The following is a 24,794-nucleotide window of genomic DNA, read 5'->3' as shown; positions in this document are numbered from 1 at the left end:
AGCTGCTCGACCAGTATTTTCCGGGAATGCTCTCTCGGAAGGCCAGGAAATCCATATCACGCTCCTGCCGTCTCTAACGACGCCGGGCGAAGTCGAACCAACAAGCTTCAGCCTCTTTACCGAAGGGCACGAGCATCTGGTGAGTGTTCAGCGTAACGCTACGGGTGAATTTGTTGCCTCGAAGGAACCGACGGCGGGCGGCGTTAATTTGCGTATCGTGACGAGTGACGATGACAAAAGCGGCAGTAAGAGCAGCCGCGCGTCGAGTCTTTATGGCAGCGTTTATCACGCCGGTTTATTGCAGCATGTCCTTCCTGAAACGCTCTCAGAAATCATGCGTATTCACGCCTATGAGGTCGACTTCGGACAACGCGTGAGGGCGGGCGACTCGGTCGAGTTCTTTTTCGATTTTCCCGACGAAAACGTCACCGACGGGCCGCCGGGTGAATTGCTATTTACGCAAATCACGAGCGGCGGGGAGGTCTCGCGTTTCTATCGTTTTCGCACCAGTGATGGCGAAATCGATTATTACGACGATCAAGGGAACAACTCGAAAAAGTTCCTCATGCGTAGACCTGTGCGCGGCTCGGACGTGCGCCTGACCTCCGGTTTCGGCATGCGCCACCATCCTCTGCTCAACCGCCAGCGTATGCACAGCGGCGTGGACTGGGCCTCGCCACCGGGCACGCCAATCCTGGCCGCCGGCCGCGGCACCATTGAGTTTGCCGCGCGCAACGGCCAATACGGCAACTACGTCCGCATCCGGCACGCGAACGGTTATCACACGTCGTATGCGCACATGCAGAAGTTCGCGCGCGGGGTGAAGGAGGGCGTGCAAGTCCGCCAGGGACAGGTGATCGGGTACATCGGAACCACGGGTCTCTCGTCGGGACCGCACTTGCACTTTGAGGTTCTCGTCAACAAGCGTCGCGTCGACCCGATGTCGATCCAGGTGCCGCAGGAACGTCAGTTGACCGGCCGCGAACTGGCCGAGTTCCAACGTGAACGCGCACGCATTGATGAACTCATCCGCCGTGCCCCCGTGATGACGTCGAGCAGGTAGTGTTCGACTTCTCATCTCCTTGAGACGCCCGTCTCAACGCAATTTTGGAATGTCCCTCTCAAACGAAAATTCGACCGTTCGAAATTTTGAAATAAGCGCGCCCTCTATTCGTTGCATAATGTTCGGAATGCAGCGCGAAACTCAAAAACCGCCGAGATTTGGAACCTCGGCGGTTTTGATTTGCAGTATTTGCGATTGACTTTAAGCGGCGAAATTGACCGGCCAATCATTGATGGTGAGATTACCGTCACGTACCGAAACACGAACGGTATCCCCATCCTTCACGCCACCGGCCAGGATCTGCTCGGCGAGCGGATCTTGAACGTGCTTTTGAATCACACGCTTCAAAGGCCGCGCACCATAGGCGGGATCGTAACCGCGATTGGCGAGCCACGTGCGCGCGCCGTCATCCAGGTCGATGGTGATCTTGCGATCGGCCAGTAGTTTCTGCAAACGCTCAACCTGGATATCGACGATGGCCCCCATTTCCTCGCGACGCAGGCGATGGAACAGGATGATGTCATCGAGCCGGTTCAGGAACTCTGGCCGGAACTTCGCCCGAACCTCCGCCATCACCAAATCGCGCACGGCGTCAGTATCCTCGCCTTCCTTCTGATTCACGAGATACTCCGCACCGATGTTCGACGTCAGGATAATCAGTGTGTTCTTGAAGTCGACCGTGCGGCCCTGCCCATCGGTCAGGCGACCGTCGTCCAAAACCTGCAGAAGCACGTTGAAGACGTCCGGATGTGCCTTCTCGATTTCATCGAAGAGAATGACCTGATACGGCCGGCGACGTACCGCTTCGGTTAGCGCACCGCCTTCTTCATAGCCGACGTAGCCCGGAGGGGCACCGATCAGCCGCGCGACGGAGTGCTTCTCCATGTACTCGGACATGTCGATGCGCAGCAGCGCATGCTCGTCGTCGAACAGGAAGGTCGCCAGGGCTTTCGTCAGCTCGGTTTTACCGACACCCGTGGGACCAAGGAACATGAACGAGCCAATTGGCCGGTTCGGATCCTGAAGCCCCGCACGCGCACGCCGGACCGCCGTCGACACTGCGGCCACCGCTTCGCGCTGACCGATCACCCGCTGCCCCAAAGCGTCTTCCATACTGAGCAGCTTCTCGCGTTCGCCTTCGAGCATCTTGTCAACGGGAATGCCCGTCCAACGCGATACGACGCCGGCGATTTGGTCGGCTGTAACCGCCTCCTCGACCATCACGTTATCGCGTCCATCCTGGCCTTCCGCTTTCTCAAGCTGTTTGGTGAGCTGCGGAATGACGCCATATTGAAGTTCACCCGCGCGGGCGAGGTCGCCGCGACGTTGCGCCTGCTCCAGTTCGGTGCGTGCCTGATCGAGCTGTTCCTTGATCTTCTGTTCAGATCCCAGCTTCTCACGCTCCGCTTCCCACCGCTGCGTCAGCACGCGGCTCTCTTCCTCCAATTCGGCAATCAGAGAATCGAGTTTTTCCAGGCGGTCCTTGGAGGCTTGATCGGTTTCTTTGCGCAGAGCCTCACGCTCGATCTTCATCTGCATGAGATCGCGGTCGATGCGGTCAAGCTCTTCGGGTTTGGAATCGATCTCCATCTTGAGCCGGGACGCGGCCTCGTCGACGAGGTCGATCGCCTTATCCGGCAGGAATCGATCCGTGATGTAACGATTCGACAGCGTCGCCGCCGCGACCAAGGCATTGTCCGTGATGCGCACGCCGTGATGCAGCTCGTACTTCTCCTTGAGACCACGAAGAATCGAGATCGTATCGACGACTGTCGGTTCGCTAATGAAGATCGGCTGGAAGCGACGGGCCAGCGCCGCATCCTTCTCGATGTGTTTGCGATATTCATCGAGTGTCGTAGCACCGACGCAGTGCAGCTCACCACGCGCCAGGGCCGGCTTCAGCAGGTTCGACGCATCCATTGCGCCATCTGCTTTGCCTGCTCCGACGATGGTATGCAGCTCATCGATGAACAGGATGATACGTCCGCTCTCCGCCGTGACTTCCTGAAGGACGGCCTTTAAGCGCTCCTCGAACTCCCCGCGGTATTTCGCACCGGCGATGAGTGCGCCCATGTCCAGGGCCAAAAGCTTTTTATCGCGCAGGCTGTCGGGGACATCGCCCTTTACGATACGCAACGCCAATCCTTCAGCGATGGCGGTCTTGCCAACGCCGGGCTCCCCGATCAGAACGGGGTTGTTCTTGGTACGCCGCGACAACACCTGGATGGTGCGGCGGATCTCCTCATCGCGACCGATAACCGGGTCAAGCTTACCCGACGCAGCAACTTCCGTGAGGTCACGTGCATAACGCTTCAACGCATCATAGCCTTCCTCGGCTGATGCCGTATCGGCTGTCCGGCCTTTGCGGAGTTCGTTGATCGCCTGATTCAGGGTCTGCGCCGTGACCCCTGCGTTTGACAGGATTTTGGACGCTTCGGACTGCTCCGTGGCAAGCGCCAAAAGCAGACGCTCGGCAGTGACGTACTTGTCTCCCGCCTTTTCGGCGATCTTTTCAGCGGTATCGAAAACGCGCGCAAGCTCAGAGGCCATATAAAGCTGCCCCGAACCGCCACCCGAAACCTTGGGTCTGCGCGACAGAGCCTCTTCAACCGCACGCAACGCTCCGGCTTGGTCGCCGCCAGCCCGTGCAATCAATCCTGCCGCGAGCCCCTCGGGATCGTCGAGCAGCACCTTGAGGACATGTTCGGGCGAGAACTGCTGGTGGCCTTCGCGCAATGCGAGACTTTGGGCAGCCTGGACGAATCCTTTAGCCCGATCTGTATATCGATCGAAATTCATAGGTTATTCCCTCCTCAGCACGTAACTCATCGCCTTATCTGGGAAGCGCGGTCAGCACGTCGTCGTAGAATGGGTTTACAGGTTCGTGACGCCTATCCTCAGCGAGGCATAGGTACGTCCCTCAGCAGATATAGGTTCAACCCGGACGAGAAAAAGGGTCATTAACTACGGTAATTACGCGGCATTTTACGGGTTGCACAGGCCAGTCCTAGCTGGCGAGGAGTTTACGGATGGATGAGAGACAAGCAGGCCGCGTCACCGCGCTTTACCGCTACCCAGTCAAAGGACTGTCCGCGGCTGCGCTAGAGCGCGTTCAGCTTGAACCGGGACATACCCTGCCTTTTGATCGAGCTTGGGCCATTGAGAACGGCCGCGGACGCTTTGATCCGGAGGATCCCAAATGGTTGCCGAAGACCTCGTTTCTGATGCTGATGCGCGACGAGCGCCTGGCAACGCTACAATCGGTGTTCGAGGAAGACAGTCAGACGCTGACCTTGCTTCGCGATGGGCGTCAGGTTGCACGTGGAGCGCTGGCAACCCCGCTGGGGCGCCAGTTGCTTGAGCAATTCTTCGCGGCCTATCTCAAGGCTTCTCTGATTGGGCCACCCAAGATCATCTCAGCCGAAGGTCATAGCTTCTCTGACGTTGCCGAAAAATGCGTGCACGTCATCAATCTTGCAACGCTGGCGGAGCTGGAAAGGGTGATGGGGCGAGAGCTTTCGCCGCTGCGCTTTCGGCCCAACGTCGTCATAGACGGATTAGCGCCGTGGCAGGAACTCGACCTCGTCGGCAAGGAAATTCGTATCGGCTCGGCCTTGCTTATCCCATTTGCGCCGACGGACCGGTGTGCCGCGACGAACGTCGATCCAGAAAACGGTCGGCGCGATACATCGATCCCAGCCGTTCTGCAACGAACATGGGGACACGCCAATTTCGGGATCTACGCCACCGTTCGAGATGGTGGCGTGGTCACGCTCGGGGATCCTGTCACAATCGGCTAAGGAATCTCGGGCGACACAAAGGGATCAGCTCCACCTATCGTCGCACACACCTTACGAACCAATTTGTTGATTTATTCCTGGCTTTCCTCGACCGCAGCAACGGTCTCTGCCGGCGGAGCTGCGGCTGTCGTCTCTGCGTCATCAGCCGTATCTTCCCGGCGCGTGCGGCGAACGGGCCGACGCAGGAAGTCAGGCTGATCGCCGGACTCACCAAACCGCTGACGTTCCCGACGGCGTGGTTCCCGATCGGACCGATCGGATCGCTGCCGTGGACCGTTGGAGCCATTGCGCCGGTCGCGCTGCGGGCGTTGCTCTCCGGTCCGTTCAGACCGTTCCGCACGCTCAGGGCGCTCATTGCGCGTTACGCCTGCTATCGCCGGCTGAGGATCATTCGGCTGGACGACTGCCTGCTGATTAGCCTCAACGGGATTGTCTTCGCCGTCTTCGTCGCCCACGTCATCGTTGTCATATTGGTCCGGAACGGGGGAGCGGAACCGATTATTTCCATTCACGACGTCGTTCGCGTTTGGAGACTGCTGCTCACGGAACGCCATGATGATGCGATTGTAGTGTTCGGCGTGTTGCAGATAATTTTCGGCAAGAACCGGATCGCCGGATGACATCGAGTCGCGGGCAAGCGCCATATACTTTTCAGCGATATGCGCAGGGGTGCCTCGGATCTTCACATCCGGCCCGTTGCTTTCAAAGCTGCGCGTGAGAGGGCTTTGGCCTTTACGATTGCGGCCGCGACCACGACGGTTTTGCTGTTGTCCCTGCCTCATGGGCTCCCGTTCTCTATATTAACTTAACGTTCCAAAAAGATTATTGCAGATCCCAATCAAAGTCGGTGCCCGCCCGGCTCGGTAACCGGCATCACTGCAGCCGCAATGACCATATTCTTTGGACAAAGCCATCAGTCGCGGCCTGTCCGAATTTTGTTCGGTGCTAATCCAGTCCCTACTGGCATCTAAAACCAAAGCCGTGAAGCGGGTCTGGTGCGTGAAACAGCACGCCCACCCTCGCTCTTCTGCGCAATTGTTGCGCGGAAGCCGTGATCGCTCGAGTCTGAGCCAAAGCCAACAGCGCGGCGCACTCCCATGGGGCAGCTGCGCGCTCAAACAACCCTTATCCCGTCTTGCTCTTGGTAATCATCCAACCTGTCGGAAAAGCGTACCGCGAGCGACGAAGCCACCAATCTTGATGGGCCTCAAAAGCTGAAAACGCTATGCGCGTCCTCGCCAATCACTTCGCAGCGTGCACTGTGCGTCCCTACAGATCTATCTATGCTATCTGATCCGGGCCTGCGCGTGTCACAAGTTTCGCCTAACATGAGAGTATCGCGTAAGCTGGATAAATCCAAGCTTTTTTCGCTGGGCCGTTAGAATTGTGTCCGACCCGCAACACACCGGGTGTGGTTTCCGAGGTCCTTCCACATCCGTAACTCCCGAACCTCCTGGCCTTTCAACAATCCAGCAACGTCCGAGGCTTGGTCCGCTCCGACCTCGAAAAGGGCCCACCCTTGGGGCACGGAATGGCTGAGGTCAGCAACGATTTCACGATATACTTGGAGGCCGTCGGGGCCTCCGTCAAGGGCGGCTAGAGGATCGTAAAGGCGGACTTCCGCGTCCAGAGTGCCGATGTCAGCCGATACGATGTAGGGGGGATTCGACATCAGAAGGTCGAAGGAACCCTCGACACCCTTTAGACTCCGCGCTTCGAGGAAACGAATACGGTCGGCAACCCCAAGGCGCTCTGCGTTTGACTGCGCGGTAGCCAGCGCCTGGGCGCTGATATCAGTCGCCAACGCTGTCGCGTTGGAAAACTCTGCGAGCATTGTGATCGCGAGAATGCCGGTCCCGGTTCCAACATCGATCAGGTGAAACGGTCGGTCATACCAACCCTCTTCGTGCGCCAATTCCTTTGCGGCTTCGATCAGTACTTCCGTATCCGGACGTGGGTCGAGCGTTTCAGACGACAATGCAAATTCGCGACCGAAGAACTCTCTACTACCGAGAATTCGGGACAAAGGCTCATGGGCGAGACGCCGGACCAAAATTTCATCGAGACGGAGGGCCGCCGGGGCGCCCAGCTTTGAATCTGGGGCAGCAATGAGCTGCGCGGCGTCCATTTCCGCGGCGGCCGCAACCAGTCTTCGTGCTTCACGGCGCGGCTCATCGAAGCCCGCGAGCATGGCAGCACTGCGCACGACCGCGTCGACTAAGCTGTCCTCAGCCGCGAATTTATGACCGCTACGCATTGAAGCTTCAGGCATCGGCGCGATTTTCCATGTCTGCCAATTGCTGAGCCTGATGATCCGTGATGAGAGCGTCAAACAACTCGTCGAGACCATTGCCCTCGATGATCTGATCCAGCTTGTGCAAGGTTAGATTGATCCGGTGGTCCGTGACCCGGCCTTGCGGAAAATTGTATGTGCGAATGCGCTGCGAGCGGTCACCGCTACCGACTTGAGACCGCCGCGCTTCAGAACGTTCGTCGGCTGCGCGCATCCTTTGCTGCTCATAGACACGGGACCGGAGCACCTGCATTGCCAATCTCCGGTTCTGATGTTGGGATTTTTCCGCAGAGACCACTGTGATACCGGTCGGAATATGCACCATGCGCACGGCGCTCTCGGTTTTATTTACGTGCTGACCGCCGGCCCCACCGGCGCGCATCGTGTCGATTCGAATATCGTCAGGGTGGATATCGATGTCGACGTCTTCCGCCTCGGGGAGTACTGCGACCGTCGCTGCGGACGTATGAATACGACCGCTGGCCTCTGTCTCAGGAACCCGCTGCACGCGGTGGACGCCGGATTCAAACTTCAATCTGGCAAACACACCCTGGCCGGTGACGGAGGCGATGACTTCTTTATAACCGCCGAGGTCGTTCTCGGAGAGCGAGATAATCTCCGTGCGCCAGCCCTTCAATTCGGCATATCGGGTGTACATGCGGAATAGGTCTGCTGCGAAAAGAGCCGCTTCATCCCCGCCAGTACCGGCGCGCACTTCAAGAATCGCACTGCGCTCATCGGCTTCATCCTTGGGCAGGAGTAAAATTTTGAGTTCATGCTCCAGGGTCGCAATGCGAGGGCGCAAAGCATCAAGCTCTTCCGCGGCCATTGCCTTCATCTCGCGATCAGCAGAGGCGTCCTGCGCAAGTTCCTGTAAATCACGCTGCTCCTGCTCAGCCGCGCGCAATTTGCGAATCGCTGCAATGAGCGGGTCGAGGTCTGAGAACTCCTTAGACAGCTTGGCAAACGTCGCCTGTCCTACGCCGGAATTCAGTTCGGCCTGCACATTTTCCCAGCGCTCTATCAATCGATCGAGTTTTTCCTCGGGGATGGCGTTCATCGTCCGTCTTTCAATCCGTCGAAAGGGTTAGGGGCGCGCTTTCGTCCACGCGGTCCATTAGCGGAGGCATTCCGTCTCTAGAGGTTCGAAGGCGCGCATCTAATCGGTTTGACGGACATTGTGCAATTTGTCGGTGCGTCTTGCCCGGGGATCATCGACCTCGATCCAGCGTAAACCTTCGCGCTCCGGCGCAAAGCGAATAAGCAAATAATCATGCACAGACCTTAGTCCTCGAGACATGGGATCGGGCAATCTCGAAGACAAGATGCTGACAACGGTAGGCTGACATAATGCAAAAACAATTGCCGCAACCAGTCCCACGCTCAAAATCCCGATATATACGCCGCGATTAAGAACAACTGTCGACACACCTCTTACGAGACCTGCACCTATCCCTGCTGTACTTAACCTGTACTTGAGGCGTGGGCGTGCATTTTCCGCTTGGTCTACTAAAGCGCTCCCGACAGGAACAGGACGCCCGCCCCTACCTTTTCGCCAACGGGGACCGGCCTGTTGTATCTCAACCGGATCTTCAGGGGCATTGGGGGACGGCCCAGGTTGGCGTGTCAAAAACGTGGGGGGCGCAGCCCTGTCCGAGAACTCGGAAACAGTGGCTCCGGTAGCTCTTGAGCTGTCGTTATGTCGCCTATCGAGTTCGGCCCGTAAAATTGAGAGAACCGGCCCGGGATCGCACCCGGCGAGCCCGGTGTAGGCGCTGACGAGCCGTTGCGTTTCGGGCCAGGGTGGAAGCGCGTCGATCTGGCCTGTTTCGAGCGCAGCGATAACGTTCGGTTCCGTAGCGAGCAAGTCTGCGGCTGCGTCCAGCGATAGGTTAAGCACCTTTCGCAACCCAGCAAAGAGCTGAGCCGCCTCAACGATCGCGGTGGAGGGCCCTGGACCAATCCCAAAACTGCCATCGTTCCATTTCGCGGCCACTGGAGGTGGAAAACCCTTTACTCGTCGAACTGTTGCGGCCTCCGGGAGGCCGAAATCCCCTAATCGTCCTTCACACGCCTTTAGCCCGGAGCGGCCGGGCATCAGAGCTCGTGGAACGGTTGCGCTTCCTTGTTGCGATGAATTCTGGACGGCCATATGGCCGAGTGCGCCTTATTCAGAGTTGTTGCATCACAACTCGACACCGTGGCGTTCAGCAAAATTCAGCAGATTTGCATGCAAATCAATGTCCGTTTTTCCCAGAAGGATATCCAGCCGTTCCGCCAACTGACCCGCATTCAGCGACAAGACCATCGCTTTAATCGGACCGATTGAGGAAGCCGCCATTGACAGCGAACGGCACCCGAGACCGATCAAGGCCATCGCACTCAGAGGACTTCCAGCCATTTCACCGCAAACGGTTAGTGGGACAGATTGCTCACTAGCCTTCGTGATGAGGTGTTTAAGCGCACGCATCGGTGCGATGGACAACGGATCATAGCGGCTCGCCACCTGGGCGTTGGTGCGATCGGCCGCAAACAGGAACTGCAATAAGTCGTTGGATCCCACCGAGATGAAATCCACCTTCGGCAGCAGTGCGTCCAATTCGTACAGAAGACTCGGCACCTCAAGCATTGCGCCAACGTTCAACGTACTCGGCAACGGGTAACCGTGACGTTTGGCATGCACGAGCTCCTTGTCGAGCAGGCTGCGCAGCTCATCCATCTCCGATGACATGCTCAACATCGGAACCATCATGTCTAGGCGTCGACCATTCGCCGCACGCAGAAGCGCGCGAACCTGCGCCCGGAAGAGCGCTGGACGATCCAGAACCATGCGCGTAGCGCGCCAACCCATCGCGGGGTTCTCTTCGGGCAACGCGCTTAAATAAGGGAGCATCTTATCGCCGCCGATATCGAGTGTTCGGAACACGACCGGCTTACCGGCGGCTTCGGCGAGCACCGCGCGATAAGCCTCGGCCTGCTGCATGAGGCGCGGCATTTTCTCAGACAGCATGAATTGAATTTCGGTGCGGAACAGCCCCACGCCTTCGGCGCCCGATTCCTCAAGATGAGGCATATCAGCAATTAGGCCGGCATTCATAGAAAGTCGAATAGGGATGCCATCGACTGTGACTGCAGGAACGTCTCGCAGCTTGTGGTAACGCTCCTGCCGCTTTGCGCGAAAGCGAACCTTGTCGGAGTATGATTTAACGAGGTCGGCGGACGGCCTGACGTGGACTTCGCCGGTTTCCCCGTCAACGATAACCGCGTCCCCGTTCGCGACATGCTCCACGATGCGACGCGCTTGGCCGATCGCTGCAATTCCGAGTGCCTTGGCGACGATCGCGACGTGACTTTGCCGACTGCCATCCTCAACAATCAGGCCACGCAACCGAGTCCGGTCGTAGTCCAGCAATTCGGCCGGCCCCATCGTGCGCGCAATGAGAATTGCGTCGGGTGGTAATTCGACTGGCCGATCCTCGCCCGTGTGGCCCGTTAAAATCCGCAGCAGCCGATCAGACAAATCATCCAGATCGCGGACACGTTCACGCCAGTAAGGATCGGCATGGCGCAACATCTGAGCGCGCGTGCTGTTTTGAACGCGCTCGACAGCAGCTTCGGCGGTCAGCCCTCCCTTAACAGCCTCACCCAGCCGACGTTGCCAGCCACGATCCTTTGCAAACATCCGATACGCTTCGAGAACGTCGCGGTGTTCGCCATCTGCCAGTAGCCGGTCGTGCTCAAACATCTCGTCGAGAGAGGTGTGCAAGGCCGCCAACGCCGCCTCGAGACGCCCAAGCTCCACGGCCGGATCGTCGGCCATCAAGGTGCTGACGACGACCCTCGGTTCGTGGAGCACGGCATGTCCAAGTGCGATGCCGTCGGAGATAACCTCGCCTTTGATGACTGCTGAGAGAGATTTTGAGATCTCAATGTCGGCCTCGGTTCCCGAGACGGCGCCGGAAACCAAAAGCTCGGCGATCACCATCGCCGTGGCCTGGAGCACCTCGGTGTCGTCCTCGGAGTAATGCTTTGCCGTGTGGTTCTGTACGACCAGAACCCCAATGACTTGTCCGGAACGCTGGATCGGCACCGCAAGCAGTGAGTGATAAGCTTCTTCGCCCGTCTCAGGACGATAAGAGAACGCCGGATGGGATTGCGCGTCGGGCTCGTTGATGGGCACCGCGAGTTCGGCGCAGCGCCCAACGAGGCCTTCGCCGCGATTCAGTCGCGTATTGTGCACTGCTTCCCGGTGGAGACCTTCCGTAGCAAATAGCTCTAGAGAATGGTCGCGGCGTTTGAGATAGATAGAGCAGACCTCGGCAACCATGACGCCGGCAATCTGGCGCACGATCTTGTCCAGGCGTGATTGACCATCGCCAGGCTCGGCCAGAATCTCGCGCAAGCGCCGCATGATGACACGCAGTGCTGGCTCGGACGCCGATATGCGGGGTTCGTCACCGCCTCGTCTCATTTCAACAGGCCCACCGCCGCTTCAAAGTTCCGAACTATAGCTAGTCCGACCCGCTCAGAAGGAAATCTTTGCCCGACCGTAGGTAGAAATTACAGCCACGCCAGAGGGACGCAACCGACTTGCCTTATTGCACTGGCAATTGCGCCGCCGTGGCCTGCTTCCTAGAGGTCAAATAAGGCCGCGAAAGGTACGCGTTGTTTGGCGCTCGTTTGCGCCGCAACACCGCTCGCTTCAGGTTGCGTCCAGACCAAATCCCTCATGAAGGGTACGCACAGCAAGTTCAGCATAGTCGGAGTTTATCAGCACGCTGACCTTAATCTCAGATGTTGAGATTGCGAGAATGTTGATGCCTTTATCCGAGAGGATTTGAAACATTTTTGCAGCAACGCCCGCATGGCTCCGCATGCCGATACCAATGATGGACACCTTTACCACATCGGCAGAACTACGCACGTCGAGATAGCCAAGGTCTTGCTTAACCTTTTCCAGAACCTGCAAGGCGCGCGGCAACTCGTTGGCCCCGACGGTAAACGTCATGTCGGTGTGTGCACCGTCTGGCGTGACATTCTGGACGATCATGTCGACGTTTATGCCAGCCTCCGCGAGTGGCCCGAAGATTCGCGCGGCGATACCCGGTTTGTCCTGGACCTTGAGGATCGTGACTTTCGCCTCATCCTTGGCGTAGGCGATTCCACTAACGACCTGGCCTTCCATAATCTCTTCCTCGCTGCAAACGGTCGTACCCAAGTCCTGTAGATTTCCAATGCTGACCGGTTTAATCGAGTCCGGTGCAGCAAAGCTGGAAAGCACCCTCAGCTTGATGCCATAAACCATAGCCAGCTCCACGGACCGCGTTTGCAGGACCTTGGAACCGAGAGAGGCCATTTCCAGCATTTCTTCATATGAAATCCGCGACAGGCGACGGGCCTCAGGCACAATTCGCGGATCGGTCGTATATACTCCGTCTACGTCGGTGTAGATATCACAGACATCGGCATTCAGTGCGACGGCAACAGCGACCGCGCTCGTGTCGGACCCGCCGCGTCCCAACGTCGCGATGCGTCCGTGCGTCGGCTCGATTCCCTGAAATCCAGTGACAACCGCGACCTCACCGCCTGCGACGCGCTCAACCAAACGGCCTGCATCAACCTTAGTGATGCGTGCGGCGCCGTGGGCCGTGTCGGTTTCCAACGGAATTTGCCAGCCCTGCCAGGACCGCGCCCGGATACCAATCGTCTGTAGTGCGATTGCCAACAAGCCTGCGGTTACCTGTTCGCCCGACGCGACGATGGCATCGTATTCCCGCGCGTCATGCAACGGCGAGACCTCGCGGACAAATCCAACAAGCTGGTTTGTAGCTCCCGCCATCGCCGAAACGACGACCGCAACCTGGTTGCCAGCATCGACTTCGCGTTTGACGTGCTGCGCCACATTCCGGATACGTTCGATGTTGGCGACGGACGTACCGCCAAACTTCATAACAACCAAAGCCATGGCGAATCCCGCGTGGCATCTAGAGTAAATAGCCGGTTAAAGACCTGGGAGAACACGAGAACACTCTCGCGCGGCAAAAGACCGCTTCTACGGCTCACCGGTTTTATCCAGCACCGCGTTACAAATTCATTGCCGTCCCGACGGATTGGGGCATGTCATAGCGGCTTGGTGAACACAGAGCAACAGGATCAGGCACCTTGACTATGGTCTGAGCGCGCGCGACGAATGCCTGTATTATCGCAGACCATTCAGCATCCACACGAAACAAGGCTCCGTTTTCCATGACAGTATCGACGCAGGGCCATTCCGACGGCAACGTCGATCCACGCGAAGTTCAACGGTTTGCCGAGATTGCCGAAACCTGGTGGGATCCGAATGGTCCCTTCCGGCCTTTGCACAAGATTGGTCCCGCGCGGCTCAGCTTTATTCGCAACGCACTCGCCCGGCACTATCAGCGCGACTCGGGCGGCGTTCGCATCCTAGATGGACTGAAGATTTTGGATGTGGGTTGCGGCGGTGGTCTTATTTGTGAACCGCTCGCTAGGCTTGGTGCGCAGGTAACAGGCATTGATCCCGCGGAAGAGAGCATCAGCGCCGCAGAGGTCCACGCCAACATCAACGGGCTGGATATTGATTATCGCGCAGCGCGCATTGAACAAATCGCGTCGAGCGAAGAACGGTTTGATGCCGTGATGTGCCTGGAAGTGGTCGAGCATGTGCCGGACCCAGCCGCATTCATCAGCCTCTGTGCCACAGCATTGAAGCCGGGCGGGCTTATGATCGCATCCACATTAAATCGGACTTTGAAGTCGTTTGCGCTGGCTATCGTTGCCGCCGAGTACGTCCTTGGATGGGTTGATCGCGGCACGCACCGCTGGGATCGGTTCGTAACACCTGATGAGCTGCAATCCGCGCTTGAAAACGCGGATTTGACCGATGTCCGCTTTGAAGGGGTCGTCTACAATCCGTTGGAGGATCGCTGGTCAACGGCGGCGGATACAGACGTCAACTATATGGCGGCGGCTCTAAAGCCGCACGCCACCTAACGCGACCGAACCCTGCCCTTAAAGCGAAGAGATCCAGTCAGTCCGAGACTTTTTTGTCAGCTTGCGTGCGGCCCACGCATTTGCAGCAGCGCTTTTTCGATTTGGCGCCACTCGGCGGCATCATCTTCTTTGCCGCCGCGCTCAAGTTCAGCAGCCTTCTGCGCTGCCTCGGCGATTGCCTTATCTCCCAGCGCCTCACGCATCTGGCGGGCGCGTTCCTGAACGTCCATTGCTCTCATGGGGTCCTCCGTTCATTCTGGCCTCTCCTCAAGATAGGACCTGAAAGAACGCGATCCACCCCCGACGGTTCAGAATTAGCGCAGCCGCGCCTGCCACTGCGGAAAATCATACCGGCAGGATTATCCCGGCAGGTGGCTGCCTTTCTTGAAATCCGCAATATGCGTGGCGAGTTCACCGTACTCGACACAGGATGTGCCACAGCGAACGGCAATTTCTTTCAGCTCTGTTTCGGCTTTGAGAAGCTCCCCGAGTTGCAGATGCGCCTCGCCAAGATACGCGCGGGCTACGGTATTGTCGGGATTCATCGCCAGCGCTTCAGCATAGTAGCCGAGTGCCTTGTCGACGTTTCCGAGCTTGCGAGTCGCAAAGCCGATATAGGTGAGAACGCGTGTGGTCCGCGGCTCCGCCTCATTGAGGTACGTCAGGGCTTCTTCGTAGCGCCCGTTCCGTGCCAGCCAATACCCGGCGTAGAACAGTTCACCGTCGGTGGCCGCAATTCGGGCTGCGCAGGCGCGCCATTCGGGCGACGCTTTAGCGAAAGAGTCGCAGGCCGGATTGGCTGGGCCTATGTCCTTGGCTAAGACTGAACCTGTGGGAAGCGCGCCCAGGAGGAAGCCCAAAAGCGCAAGAGCCCAATATCGCCGTGCCATCCGTTTCGCCTTTCTGGTTTTTCGTCGTGACTGCGGCTCCACCCGCCCCAAATCACCGTGTGCCGCTGGACAGAGGAAAACCACATCGCCGCGACGCGGGCAAATCGCAAATTGCGGCTGCTGGGACAGCCCTCAAGCAAATAGATATCCGTCCACGGCCCGGCTTCCCGAGCCCAAACAATGCACACCTTTGATATTACTGCAAAATAATTGACAAAGCAGCGCCATTTTTTCAACGCAAATTGAACGACTCGTGGATCGTCTACACACTTCATCGGTAGATCGTCCCGATCAAGCATGCGGGGGCACTTTGAACATGTTCGGCTGGCGCAAACGTCGCGACGGTTTCGAATGGCGCGAATACGTGCGCACGACGATTCTGGTACGTCGAAAAAAGCGACGTGAGCGCATCGAGGAGGCCGGGAAGGCCGCCATTGACGGTTTGGCTGAAGCGGGACGGCGCGGTGCTGCAGCCGGTCGTCACGGCGCGGCTGCGGCTCAGCGCGGGCTTGGACAGGCCGGACGCCGGGCCGGCCACTTCAGCATTTTCGCAGCGCATTGGGCACGCGGCAACTTTCGCCGAGCTGCGGCTACGCTGGTTCCTATGGGAAAATCAGCGGCGCAGGCTGCAGGGCGGGCGAGTGTCGCAGCCGGACAGCGCGCCGGTCGCGCCGCTATCAAAGGAGGCCGCTACCTTGGCCACGCCGCACGCAGCAGTGGTGCCAAGGCCGCTCCTGTTCTCGCTCGCGGCGCAGCAAAGCTCGGCCCCTCCTTGCGAACGATTTCCACGCCGCAAACCGCCATGCCGCTGGCCATCGCTGGAGGTGCGGCCGTACTTGGCGCGGTAGCGCGGATTCCTCTGCATGGTTTTGACGCGACAACGCTTATCGCCGCGCTCATCGGGATCATGCTCCTCGGGCTCGCCGCCTTTCCACTTATCAGCACCGGGAAAATCGAGTGGCCTTCATGGCTCCCTGCGCCCAAGTGGTCTACGCTTCCCGGACAACCCGCCACGTGGGCCCTGGGTGCTGCGGCCATCGCGATTGTCGGGCTAATTGCGTCGTTGTTGATGGGCTGGGTGTCACTGCGCTCGCCGGTTGGCGTCGCCGACATCCTTCCCGATTTCAGCTCGCCCCCGGAGGTTGTCTCTGGCTATGCGGTATCGCTCACGGGTGACTCCATGAGGATCGAGGGACATGTGGTCCGGTTGGCGGATGTCGAAGCGCCGGAGCTAACGCAGACTTGCGATCGCGAAGATTCCAGAAGCTGGAATTGCGGACAATCAGCGCTTGATGCACTGCGCAGGCTGACCGGACGCGCCACCATCTCGTGCGACGTGCACTACACGGATAGCTCCGGTCGCAAAGTTTCAACGTGCCGCAACGGGGATACGGACTTGGCCGCCGAAATGGTGCGCAGCGGTCATATCTTCGCGACGGGGACCCTCTTTCCAACTTATGGAAGCCAGCAAGCGGAAGCCCAGTCTGCAAAAGCCGGACTTTGGAGCGGCTCTTCGAAGAGCCCGCAGGATTATCGCGATGAACGCTGGGAAGCAGCAAGTCGCGCAGCTCCCGATGGGTGTCCGATAAAGGGTCGCGTGCTGTCGGGCGGCAAGGTCTATATCCTGCCGTGGTCTCGCAGCTACGATAAATACAGCGTTCGCGACGGTCGCGGCGATCGGTGGTTTTGTAGCGAGGACGAAGCTATCAGCGACGGCTGGAAATCCCTGGATAGCTGATGGGGAGGGAAAACGCCCGGCAGCGTGAGTGCAGCCGGGCCATATCATCTCTCTATCCAATTGTTCCCAGCGCATTGCGGATCGCTGTCTCAACGGGCGCATAGCTCGACTCCGAGCGTTGCAAACTCAGAGGTCGCCTTGGCAGAAGCGGTGGCTGCGCCAGAAAGCGCGGTCGCGTTCCTCGATGCGGCTGGGCCGAATGTACGAGGAAGGGATGGCAAAGATAGACTGTCCCAGCCGCTCCCGTTGCAGTCGCTTCGGGTAGCCCCTCTGTCTCTGGGATGCCGCTCACGACGAGTTCACCCAAGGTGAGACCCGCTTCACCTGCGGGCGCCAACGTACGAGCGATCTGTTTATGCGATCCGATCCTGATACGCGTGGGAGCGTCCGCATCCCCCACATCTGAGAACAGGAACAGCATCAAGAGAACCCGTCCTCGCGACGTGATGTTCGCACGCCAGGACATGAAGTCTGGATTTTCAGTCCCGAAACTGACGTCGATGTGCCAACCCGCGTCCCCAGGATCTTCCGTCGACGCACACCGCACCGGAAATGTACCCATTGCGGCAGGCTGCAACCATCGCTCCTGGCCTACCAAGGCATCAAACGCTTTGTGCAACGTGGCCGTGTTCGCTGCCTTTACGAAAGGCTCCTGAGTATAGTGGTTGAGCCGGATTACCGGTTTTGTCCATGTGGACGGATCGTCTGGATCGCACCCCGTATCCTTCCACAGTATGGACCGGGCCTCGTTGGCCAAATCGCGCGGGAAGGCACCATCCAGCCTGACGAACCCATCTTCAATAAACTGTTGGATTTGCGCGCCGCTCAGAGCGGGCGTGTGCTTATTCAATGGCATTATGGATCTTTCAATATCAGCCCGTCACTCCGTCGCGTATTTCGATCTGGAGGCCGGGCGCAAAGTAGCATCCGGACGTGAAACGCCCGGGTCGAAGCCCGATTGCGCAACGGGCTCGGCGCTTACTGCAGTTCGAAGAACGCTGCTGCGATATTGAAGATCTGAATCATCATGGCTCCTTGAATATGATCCGTAAACGCTGGAAGCAACGAACGTTTGTGGATCTGCAGGTTACTAGAGCCGTACAATCTTGCCGGGATTAAGGATACCTAAGGGGTCGAGCGCCTGCTTCAGGGTCCGCATGGTTGCGATCGCGGCACCGTGCTCGGCTTCCAACACGTCCATTTTGCCTTGGCCCACTCCATGTTCGCCCGTGCAGGTGCCCCCCATTGCGATCGCACGATGGGCAAGCCGGTTCGCGAAAGACTTCGCGGCCTTCAACTCAGACGAATTGTCTGCATCGAACATCACCAGCACATGGAAGTTCCCATCACCGACATGTCCCACAATCGGAGCCGTAAGGCCGTTCTCTGCAATGTCAGCTTCCGTCTCTGCCACACATTCCGCCAAGCGCGAGATTGGAACGCAGACGTCGGTCACGAATGAAACGCGTCCTGGCCATGCCTCCCTACAGGCCCACAAGGCTTCATGCCGGGCTTTCCAGAGACGTCGACGATCTTCTTCGCTGGAGGCGACTTCAAAGGATGTGGCTCCATGCGAACGCGCTAGGTCTTCGAACACAGCGACCTGTTCGCGCGTTGCCGCCTCCGTCCCGTGAAACTCTAGAAACAACGTTGGCGTCTCGGCCAACTCGAGCTTCGCGTGCAAGTTGATGGCCCTGATCTGCAAAGCATCGAGCAACTCAATCCGAGCAAGACCGAGCCCGAGTTGAATGGCTTCCATGGTCGCGTTGCAGGCTCCGTCGAGCGTCGCGAAGGGGGCAACCGCCGCCCGTATGGATTCAGGCTGCCCGTACAGGCGGAGTGTGAGCTCCGTAATGACACCGAGTGTGCCCTCCGACCCCACGAGCAGATGCGTGAGGTCATATCCGGCAGACGATTTTCGCGCGCGCTGCGCTGTTTTGATGATGCTGCCGTCGGCCATCACCGCGGTCAGATTCAGAACATTCTCGCGCATCGTTCCATAGCGAACGGCGCAGGTGCCGGAGGCGCGTGTCGCGGCCATGCCGCCAAGGGTTGCTTCTTCTGTGCCTGGATCCACCGGGAAGAAAAGTCCCGTATCGCGCAAATGCCGGTTGAGCTGTCCGCGGGTGACACCGGCCTCAACGACACAATCAAGGTCTTGGTCATAGACACTCAGAATTCGGTCCATCCGCGATAGATCCAAAGATATGCCTCCAGCCGGGGCGTTGACATGCCCCTCGAGCGAGGTTCCCGCACCGAAAGGAATGATCGGCACGTGGTGTCGTCCTGCGAGCACCACCGCATCGCGCACATCTTCTGTACTCGTTGCGAAAACGACGGCGTCGGGCGGCTCGCTGGCGATCCACGTCAGTGTATTGGCGTGCTGACGCCGAATTCCTGTGCCGGTCTCAACATGGGGCCCAAAGCGCTGTTTCAACGCCTCAATAGCATCGGCTCGCTGATCCGGCGTGGCATAGTCTTTCTGGTGCCCTATTGCGCTCATAATTCGTCAGCTCACTGTTCGCCGCCGCCCATAGGGCTCAATGTGATTGGTTCGCAGCATTGCAACGAAACACATCCACGCTAAGCTTCACCTTACGATGTTTCCTCCAGAGCTTTTTCAAGATCAAGAAAACCATGGGCCTTAATGTAATGCTCGCACGCATTTGTTTTTATGTCTTTGCCTTTTGCCTCGTTGCGCTTTCGCTCAATCCGCAAGCTTGGGCCGCGCGTGGAGACCGTTGGACGCAAGTTAGCGAAGTCCCGCTCGATACTTCACAATCCAGCACGCTCATCGACCTGCGTGCATTGTCGGGCTCCTTCATGGCCTTTCGCATGCGTGTCGTCGGGGGGACGGTGAAGTTCAACGAATTGAAGCTGAACTATTCGGATGGCTCGTTCTACGCGGCCGATCAAGCGTTCGAGTTGCGCAACGGAGAAAGCACGAAGGTGCTGGATTTTTTCCGGCGCGGCCGTTTCATCAATTCCGTCAGGCTCAGCTACGCGGTCGTTCAAGGTACGGAACCAAGGGTCCAGATTCACGGGTTGCAAAGCTGGCGAGGGCGCCGGGCTCAACGTCCGGCAGGAGAGCAATACGTAAAGTCAGACGAGGCGCCACCGCTGCCCACCAGCACGACGCAAGTTCTTCCGCAGGCAACAGGTGGGCTTCTGGTCGCCTCCAAGTACGTCACGTTCCATGGCGATCATGACAAGATAAAAGTCGCCAAAGAGATGGGAAAATTCGGACGCGTTCGCATTCAGGTGCGTGACGAAGATGTCTATCTCAACAGCTTCAAGATTGTGTATGCGGACGGAACCGAGAACACGCACAAAATCGACCTGCATATCCCGGAAGGCCGCACAACCGACTGGGTCGATATCGACGGCGCACGTTTTATAGATCACCTTGAGCTCAGCTACCGAAAGAAGCCTGGCTTCGAGGGCCATGCCCGGATTGAGGTCATGGGCGAGCACGCCGAAGGGTGGCTTAGCGAGACGGGCGAGGGTGGTAAATTCAACGACGGATGGATTTTGCTCGGAGCACAATCGGCTGGCTTTGTTGGCTTCGATACCGATATCATTCCCGTTGGCGAACATGTCAGCGGTTTCAAAGAGATTCGTGTCGTGGTGCGTGACAGGGCCATCACCCTCAATCAGCTCCGTGTTGTTTACGGCAACGGTGACGAGGACATCATTCCGGTGCGCACACGCATCGATGCCGGGGGCGCGTTCGGTCCAGTCGACTTGCGTCATGCTCCTCGACGTATCAAGGAGATCCAGGCGCGTTACCGATCACGGTTCATCGACCAGGCTGCACGCGGCAAGGGCGCGGCCGTCGTGGAGGTTTGGGCGCGGCGCTAGTTCGGGGGAACGAACGGCCATAGCGGCCGGTGCGCCTTGACGGGCGTGGCCGACGCACGCATTGATCGCGTTAGCGCAATTGTGCCGGCCCCTCTCATAGCTTGATCCCTAGATGACAAAAGATTCCGTTCTCGATGCCAGCAAAACCCTCTTTACCGTTCGGGACTGGTTACGTTACGGCGTAAGCGAGTTTACTCGCTCTGGTGTCGTCTTCGGTCACGGCACATCCAATGCGCTGGATGAGGCTGCTTATCTGATCCTGCATGCTCTGTCGCTGCCGATAGATCAGCTGGAACCCTGGCTCGATACGCGTTTGACGATGCGCGAGCGCGAAACGATCGCGGACCTGTTTGAACAACGCATCACAACGCGAAAGCCTGCCGCATATCTCACCGGCGAAGCATGGCTCGGTCCTTACCGATTTACTATCGATGAACGCGTTATTGTCCCCCGATCCTATATCGGAGAACTTTTGATCAATGGGCTTGAGGCATCCGTGCCGCAGCTCGGAGAAGTCCGGAGCGTTCTGGATCTATGCACAGGCTCGGGCTGTTTAGCGATCGTCGCAGCGTTGGAATTTGAAGACGCTTACGTAGACGCGGTTGATATCTCTGCTGACGCTTTGGCTGTGGCTGCCAGGAACGTCACGGACTATGGCTTGGCCGACCGTGTTCGCCTTGTTGAGTCCGATGTCTTCAGTGCCCTGGAGGGGCAGCGCTATGACCTGATCATCGCGAATCCGCCCTATGTTACCGATGGCGCCGTCGCTGACTTTCCACCGGAATATCAATCTGAGCCTGTGCTGGCGCATGCCGGAGGCACTGACGGTCTCAACACCGTACGCCGGATCATGGAGAATGCCGCCGACCATCTCGAGCCGGATGGTCTTATGATCGTCGAGATCGGGACCGGTCGCGACACCTTTGAAACGATCTACCCTGATCTGGCGTTAGATTGGCTCAACACGGAAGCCAGCGAGGGCGAAGTTTTTGCAGTACAGGCCTCGCAACTGATGGACCTATCGCGATGAGCATGTCCGAGACACCCGCCCCTCCGACCCGGCCCTTTCGGCAAGCCATGGAACTCGCGCGCCGCCGTCGTTTCTGCTGTTGTTGTGTTTGTCTACGGCCGGAGGAGGCGCAACGCGCCCGACGCGTTTTTCGTCTCGTGCGGCGCGTGTCGCGCTAGATCTGCGCGACACAACGCAGGCACAAGCCCTCTCGAGCTTAGCCGAACGCACCGAAGTGGTGGGAGATGCCGGTGCCGATTTCCCGCACGACCTCGTACGCCTCTTCCATTGGCGCTAGAATTTCTTTTTCCAGTCGTGCGTAGTCATCGACGCCGTGTGGGCGATACGTCGCCCTTTCCGCATAGTCGGCTCCATTAGCAGCTTCGGCAGCTGCATAGGGAAATGCCTGGCGCATGAAGTCCAACACTTCGGGAATATCAAGCGCCAACGCCATATTGACGATCCGCTCATGAGACATCTCGTTACGCGCAGCAAAGCGCGGCAACTGCGCCGCCAGGATGAAGATGCGCATAATGATCGCCAAACGCACGGCCTGCAGCAGATCCAGTTCGAGGCGCCGGTCGTCGGGTACCTTACCCGCCTCCAGGCCCAGCTCTTCAAGGATAGCGTGCAGATCGATCGCATCGATTCGCATGTGATGGATCAGGCGATTAATCTCGGATGCGCGCGGGTCCGACAGCAACGTCGTCGAGAGCACACGGAAGGCTGTGTCCAAATGCTGCTCGCGTCCCCAAGACGCCCGCGACGCCCAGAAGCCCGCATCAAATATGTAAGCATTCGCGCCCATGGCATTGAGACTCGATAATTGCTTACCCCGCGCCACCATTTCGAACAGCGTCGTCAGCCGCGGCGAACGCTTGGCAAGCGCGATGAAACGGTCGCGATCGAGATCGGTTGCGGCACCGAGGCCGGCAACGACGTTCGCCAAGTATCCGAATTGCTGAAGAATCGCGTTGTTTGGGATCGCGCGCATTCGCGAAGGGTCGCCACGATCGACCGGCGTGCCGACATCGCTTTGCCGCTTAACGGCACGAGAGCCGGTCTTGAAAAGCAGGTTGGGGCCAAAGGCGCCTAACAACGCGCGATAGCCTGGATGTGCAAACAAATCCTGCTGATAAGCGCGCAGCCTCAAGAAGAAATCCAGAGACTGGTTCTCGTCGGCATAGAACGGATCGGGTTGGCTTTCGACCTCGAAAGCGTCTGAGATGATTGTTGCGACGGCCTTGCGTGTGAGCTCCCGGTTCGCGAAGAACATGAAGCCGTCACCGCCTTGGAAGCTGGTTTCATGTTTGAGAGAAACACCGCGTTTGGCGAAACGGCGTCGTGCCTCATGAGGCAACACGTACCGCAGACGGCGGTGCAGATCACCGGGATGCGCCCCACGGCCCATCGACTCGCCATGCGTGGAGAAGATGAGCAGTTCGACGTCTTCGAGGTCGGCTGCCTGCATTAACTCGGCGAGAGAGTGATGCAATCGCTCGATCGCTAGCGTCGCAGCGACCTGACCTATGAAGCGCCCTGCGTCCGAGAAACCGGTTTGAATGGCCATACGTCCGCGGAGTTTGATGTATTCGCGGTAGCCCGGCTCGTCGAGAAGGCGAGCCATCAAGCGGGGACCACGCTCAAGGCCAGACGGGGTCTCGAACAACGGCGAGATGTCTACGATGTCTGAAACGCCAAAGAGCTTGGCAAAAAATACCGCGATGAGAACCGTGGCGGGGCTTTCACATTCGGCAATCAGGAAGCGGATCGGCGTTTCTTTGTCGACGTACTTCTTGATTTGAGCGATTAGCGCAAATTGCCGGATCGCCGTGGCTGTTTCCAGTTCCAGCGTGCCGAAGTTGACCGTCTCTTCCTTGGCGGACGCGATCATTTCAGCGAGCCGCGAAAGAGCCTGACGTTCAGTAAGGTCGCGTGTCCACGGCTCATGGACGTAGGCGCGCAAGGCGTTTGTGAGCTGCGCGGCATTGATGCGCACATGGATGTGCGACATGCCAAGGCCGGTCGTTTCAATGAGGCCACGCAGCGCGGCCAGCGCGCGTTTGTGCTGGGCCGGCTCCACGACACGGATCAGTTGGTCGAGAAGTTCGGTGAGCGGCTCGACTGACGTCAGGTTGTAGCCGGCATCCACCGTGATCTGGTTGGCCGCCTTGGCGAGGTTCTTACCGCCTGGACCGACCTCATCCATCGCTTTTTTCTGATCGATGACAGCAGCTATGGCGAGATCAAGCTTGCCAGTCATCTGGCGTTCAAGGCGCTGGACTTCTGGTGACTCATCCAACCGGTGACGCAGCGTCAGAAAACGTTCGCGGATATCGTTGAGTGCGTCCAATTTCTCGTCAAGCTTGAGCTTGAACGAGTTGAGCCAGGAAATGTCCGTGCGGCCGTCGAGGTCATAGCCGACCCATGAGGCGATCGTCGCCAACTGTGGCCGCATAGCGTAGGCGTCGTCACCGAATTTGGTTTGCGCGACGCGCACAAAATCGTTGAGAAGGCCTTCGAGAGAGTCACGCAAATTACGAATGGCCAACTGATCAAGGCGATGCTCGTACGCTAGATCAATCGTATCATCAGGACGATGCGGTAGCCCGATCGAAACATCTGGAACCTTGTTATCGGAGACGGCCAAATCGACCATGCGCTCGGAAAGCGCTTCTGAAACACCGAAGGTGGGGTGAGCCGTTAGCACGATCCCAGAACGGGCGCGTGACCAATGGGTGCGAAAGGCTTCCAGATCCGGACCGTCTGGTCCGTTGACGATGCTTTTCTCGACAAGTTCCGTGAAATCACGCTGCGTCGATGCAGAGTCTACAAAACCGATCCGCTCGCGCAATTGAGCAGCCCGATTAACGCATGCCCGGTCCATTAAGCGACCGGCCAGTGCTCGCAGATGTTCGAAGCTGATCTCTCCGCTTTCCAATTGGCGAGACAGGTCGAAGGCAACCGCAACGATTGGGTTTAGCCACGGGGCATCAGGAATTTCTGCGCGGAGTGCGCGTAGGCGATCGCGCAACACGAATTCATTGATCGGTTGCTCCGCCGAATTCCTAGAGCCCTGTAGCATATTTATCCTCCCGTTCCGATTGCCTTCTCCTAGACCCATCGGGG

Annotated in this window: 18 protein-coding genes (1 of these 18 running past the window's edge); 6 read left to right on the top strand and 12 right to left on the bottom strand. The window is 58.3% G+C overall.

Features of this window, described 5'->3' with window-relative positions; translation table 11 throughout:
* On the top strand, positions 1-1,063 hold the 3' portion of the coding sequence (locus YBN1229_RS05755; protein ID WP_052743733.1) for a M23 family metallopeptidase. It extends 971 nt beyond the left edge of the window; the window shows 1,063 of its 2,034 coding nt (coding positions 972-2,034); the start codon falls outside the window, past its left edge; the stop codon is at positions 1,061-1,063.
* A 201-nt stretch (positions 1,064-1,264) separates the two neighbouring features.
* On the opposite strand, the gene clpB is transcribed toward YBN1229_RS05755, so the two are convergent.
* Positions 1,265-3,862, bottom strand: a complete 2,598-nt coding sequence (gene clpB, locus YBN1229_RS05750) for an ATP-dependent chaperone ClpB (RefSeq protein ID WP_046477341.1) — start codon at positions 3,860-3,862, stop codon at positions 1,265-1,267.
* A 230-nt stretch (positions 3,863-4,092) separates the two neighbouring features.
* On the opposite strand from clpB, the gene YBN1229_RS05745 reads away from it, so the two are divergent.
* A complete protein-coding gene (locus YBN1229_RS05745) occupies positions 4,093-4,863 on the top strand; it encodes an MOSC domain-containing protein (protein ID WP_046477340.1) in 771 nt (256 codons plus the stop codon).
* 71 nt (positions 4,864-4,934) lie between these two features.
* Here the strand turns inward: YBN1229_RS05745 and YBN1229_RS05740 are convergent, their stop codons facing one another.
* The 6 genes from YBN1229_RS05740 to YBN1229_RS05715 all read right to left on the bottom strand — a co-directional run bounded on the left by YBN1229_RS05740 (position 4,935) and on the right by YBN1229_RS05715 (position 13,121).
* Positions 4,935-5,645 (bottom strand): DUF4167 domain-containing protein, encoded by a 711-nt coding sequence (locus YBN1229_RS05740; protein WP_052743732.1) that lies wholly within the window; start codon positions 5,643-5,645, stop codon positions 4,935-4,937.
* A 596-nt stretch (positions 5,646-6,241) separates the two neighbouring features.
* Positions 6,242-7,135 (bottom strand): peptide chain release factor N(5)-glutamine methyltransferase, encoded by an 894-nt coding sequence (gene prmC, locus YBN1229_RS05735; protein WP_052743731.1) that lies wholly within the window; start codon positions 7,133-7,135, stop codon positions 6,242-6,244.
* Positions 7,128-8,216 carry a peptide chain release factor 1 gene (gene prfA / locus YBN1229_RS05730; RefSeq protein WP_046477339.1) on the bottom strand — a complete coding sequence of 363 codons (1,089 nt, stop codon included), beginning with the start codon at positions 8,214-8,216 and terminating at the stop codon, positions 7,128-7,130. Before prfA ends, prmC begins: the two co-directional genes overlap by 8 nt.
* A 99-nt stretch (positions 8,217-8,315) precedes the next feature.
* Positions 8,316-9,254 carry a hypothetical protein gene (locus YBN1229_RS05725; RefSeq protein WP_046477338.1) on the bottom strand — a complete coding sequence of 313 codons (939 nt, stop codon included), beginning with the start codon at positions 9,252-9,254 and terminating at the stop codon, positions 8,316-8,318.
* An 87-nt stretch (positions 9,255-9,341) separates the two neighbouring features.
* The gene (ptsP, locus tag YBN1229_RS05720) at positions 9,342-11,627 is read right to left on the bottom strand and encodes a phosphoenolpyruvate--protein phosphotransferase (RefSeq protein WP_046477337.1); all 2,286 of its coding nucleotides are present in this window, start codon (positions 11,625-11,627) and stop codon (positions 9,342-9,344) included.
* A gap of 231 nt (positions 11,628-11,858) precedes the next feature.
* Positions 11,859-13,121: an aspartate kinase gene (locus YBN1229_RS05715; protein WP_046477336.1), complete on the bottom strand. Its 1,263-nt coding sequence runs from the start codon at positions 13,119-13,121 to the stop codon at positions 11,859-11,861.
* A 281-nt stretch (positions 13,122-13,402) separates the two neighbouring features.
* On the opposite strand from YBN1229_RS05715, the gene ubiG reads away from it, so the two are divergent.
* The gene (gene ubiG, locus YBN1229_RS05710) at positions 13,403-14,167 is read left to right on the top strand and encodes a bifunctional 2-polyprenyl-6-hydroxyphenol methylase/3-demethylubiquinol 3-O-methyltransferase UbiG (protein ID WP_046477335.1); all 765 of its coding nucleotides are present in this window, start codon (positions 13,403-13,405) and stop codon (positions 14,165-14,167) included.
* A 56-nt stretch (positions 14,168-14,223) separates the two neighbouring features.
* On the opposite strand, the gene YBN1229_RS05705 is transcribed toward ubiG, so the two are convergent.
* Together YBN1229_RS05705 and YBN1229_RS05700 are read right to left on the bottom strand one after the other, a co-directional pair.
* Positions 14,224-14,406 carry a hypothetical protein gene (locus YBN1229_RS05705; RefSeq protein WP_046477334.1) on the bottom strand — a complete coding sequence of 61 codons (183 nt, stop codon included), beginning with the start codon at positions 14,404-14,406 and terminating at the stop codon, positions 14,224-14,226.
* A 120-nt stretch (positions 14,407-14,526) separates the two neighbouring features.
* The gene (locus YBN1229_RS05700; protein WP_046477333.1) at positions 14,527-15,057 is read right to left on the bottom strand and encodes a tetratricopeptide repeat protein; all 531 of its coding nucleotides are present in this window, start codon (positions 15,055-15,057) and stop codon (positions 14,527-14,529) included.
* A 316-nt stretch (positions 15,058-15,373) separates the two neighbouring features.
* On the opposite strand from YBN1229_RS05700, the gene YBN1229_RS18520 reads away from it, so the two are divergent.
* Complete coding sequence (locus YBN1229_RS18520; RefSeq protein ID WP_052743730.1) at positions 15,374-16,795, top strand: thermonuclease family protein; 1,422 nt, start codon at positions 15,374-15,376, stop codon at positions 16,793-16,795.
* A gap of 52 nt (positions 16,796-16,847) precedes the next feature.
* On the opposite strand, the gene YBN1229_RS05690 is transcribed toward YBN1229_RS18520, so the two are convergent.
* Both YBN1229_RS05690 and YBN1229_RS05685 read right to left on the bottom strand, forming a co-directional pair.
* Complete coding sequence (locus tag YBN1229_RS05690) at positions 16,848-17,651, bottom strand: phytanoyl-CoA dioxygenase family protein (protein WP_046477332.1); 804 nt, start codon at positions 17,649-17,651, stop codon at positions 16,848-16,850.
* A gap of 234 nt (positions 17,652-17,885) precedes the next feature.
* Entirely contained in the window at positions 17,886-19,298 is a 1,413-nt protein-coding gene (locus YBN1229_RS05685; RefSeq protein ID WP_046477331.1) for an FAD-binding oxidoreductase, read from the bottom strand.
* 134 nt (positions 19,299-19,432) lie between these two features.
* Here YBN1229_RS05685 and YBN1229_RS05680 point away from each other — a divergent pair, with 134 nt between their 5' ends.
* Both YBN1229_RS05680 and prmB read left to right on the top strand, forming a co-directional pair.
* The gene (locus YBN1229_RS05680; RefSeq protein ID WP_052743729.1) at positions 19,433-20,656 is read left to right on the top strand and encodes a hypothetical protein; all 1,224 of its coding nucleotides are present in this window, start codon (positions 19,433-19,435) and stop codon (positions 20,654-20,656) included.
* 112 nt (positions 20,657-20,768) lie between these two features.
* The gene (gene prmB, locus YBN1229_RS05675; RefSeq protein WP_046477330.1) at positions 20,769-21,686 is read left to right on the top strand and encodes a 50S ribosomal protein L3 N(5)-glutamine methyltransferase; all 918 of its coding nucleotides are present in this window, start codon (positions 20,769-20,771) and stop codon (positions 21,684-21,686) included.
* A 196-nt stretch (positions 21,687-21,882) separates the two neighbouring features.
* On the opposite strand, the gene YBN1229_RS05670 is transcribed toward prmB, so the two are convergent.
* Positions 21,883-24,750, bottom strand: a complete 2,868-nt coding sequence (locus YBN1229_RS05670; protein WP_046477329.1) for a phosphoenolpyruvate carboxylase — start codon at positions 24,748-24,750, stop codon at positions 21,883-21,885.
* Positions 24,751-24,794: the final 44 nt, after the last annotated feature.

Source organism: Candidatus Filomicrobium marinum (assembly GCF_000981545.1).
In the GTDB taxonomy this organism is placed as follows: Bacteria; Pseudomonadota; Alphaproteobacteria; order Rhizobiales; family Hyphomicrobiaceae; genus Filomicrobium; species Filomicrobium insigne.
This window is presented reverse-complemented; position numbering and strand designations above follow the sequence as displayed.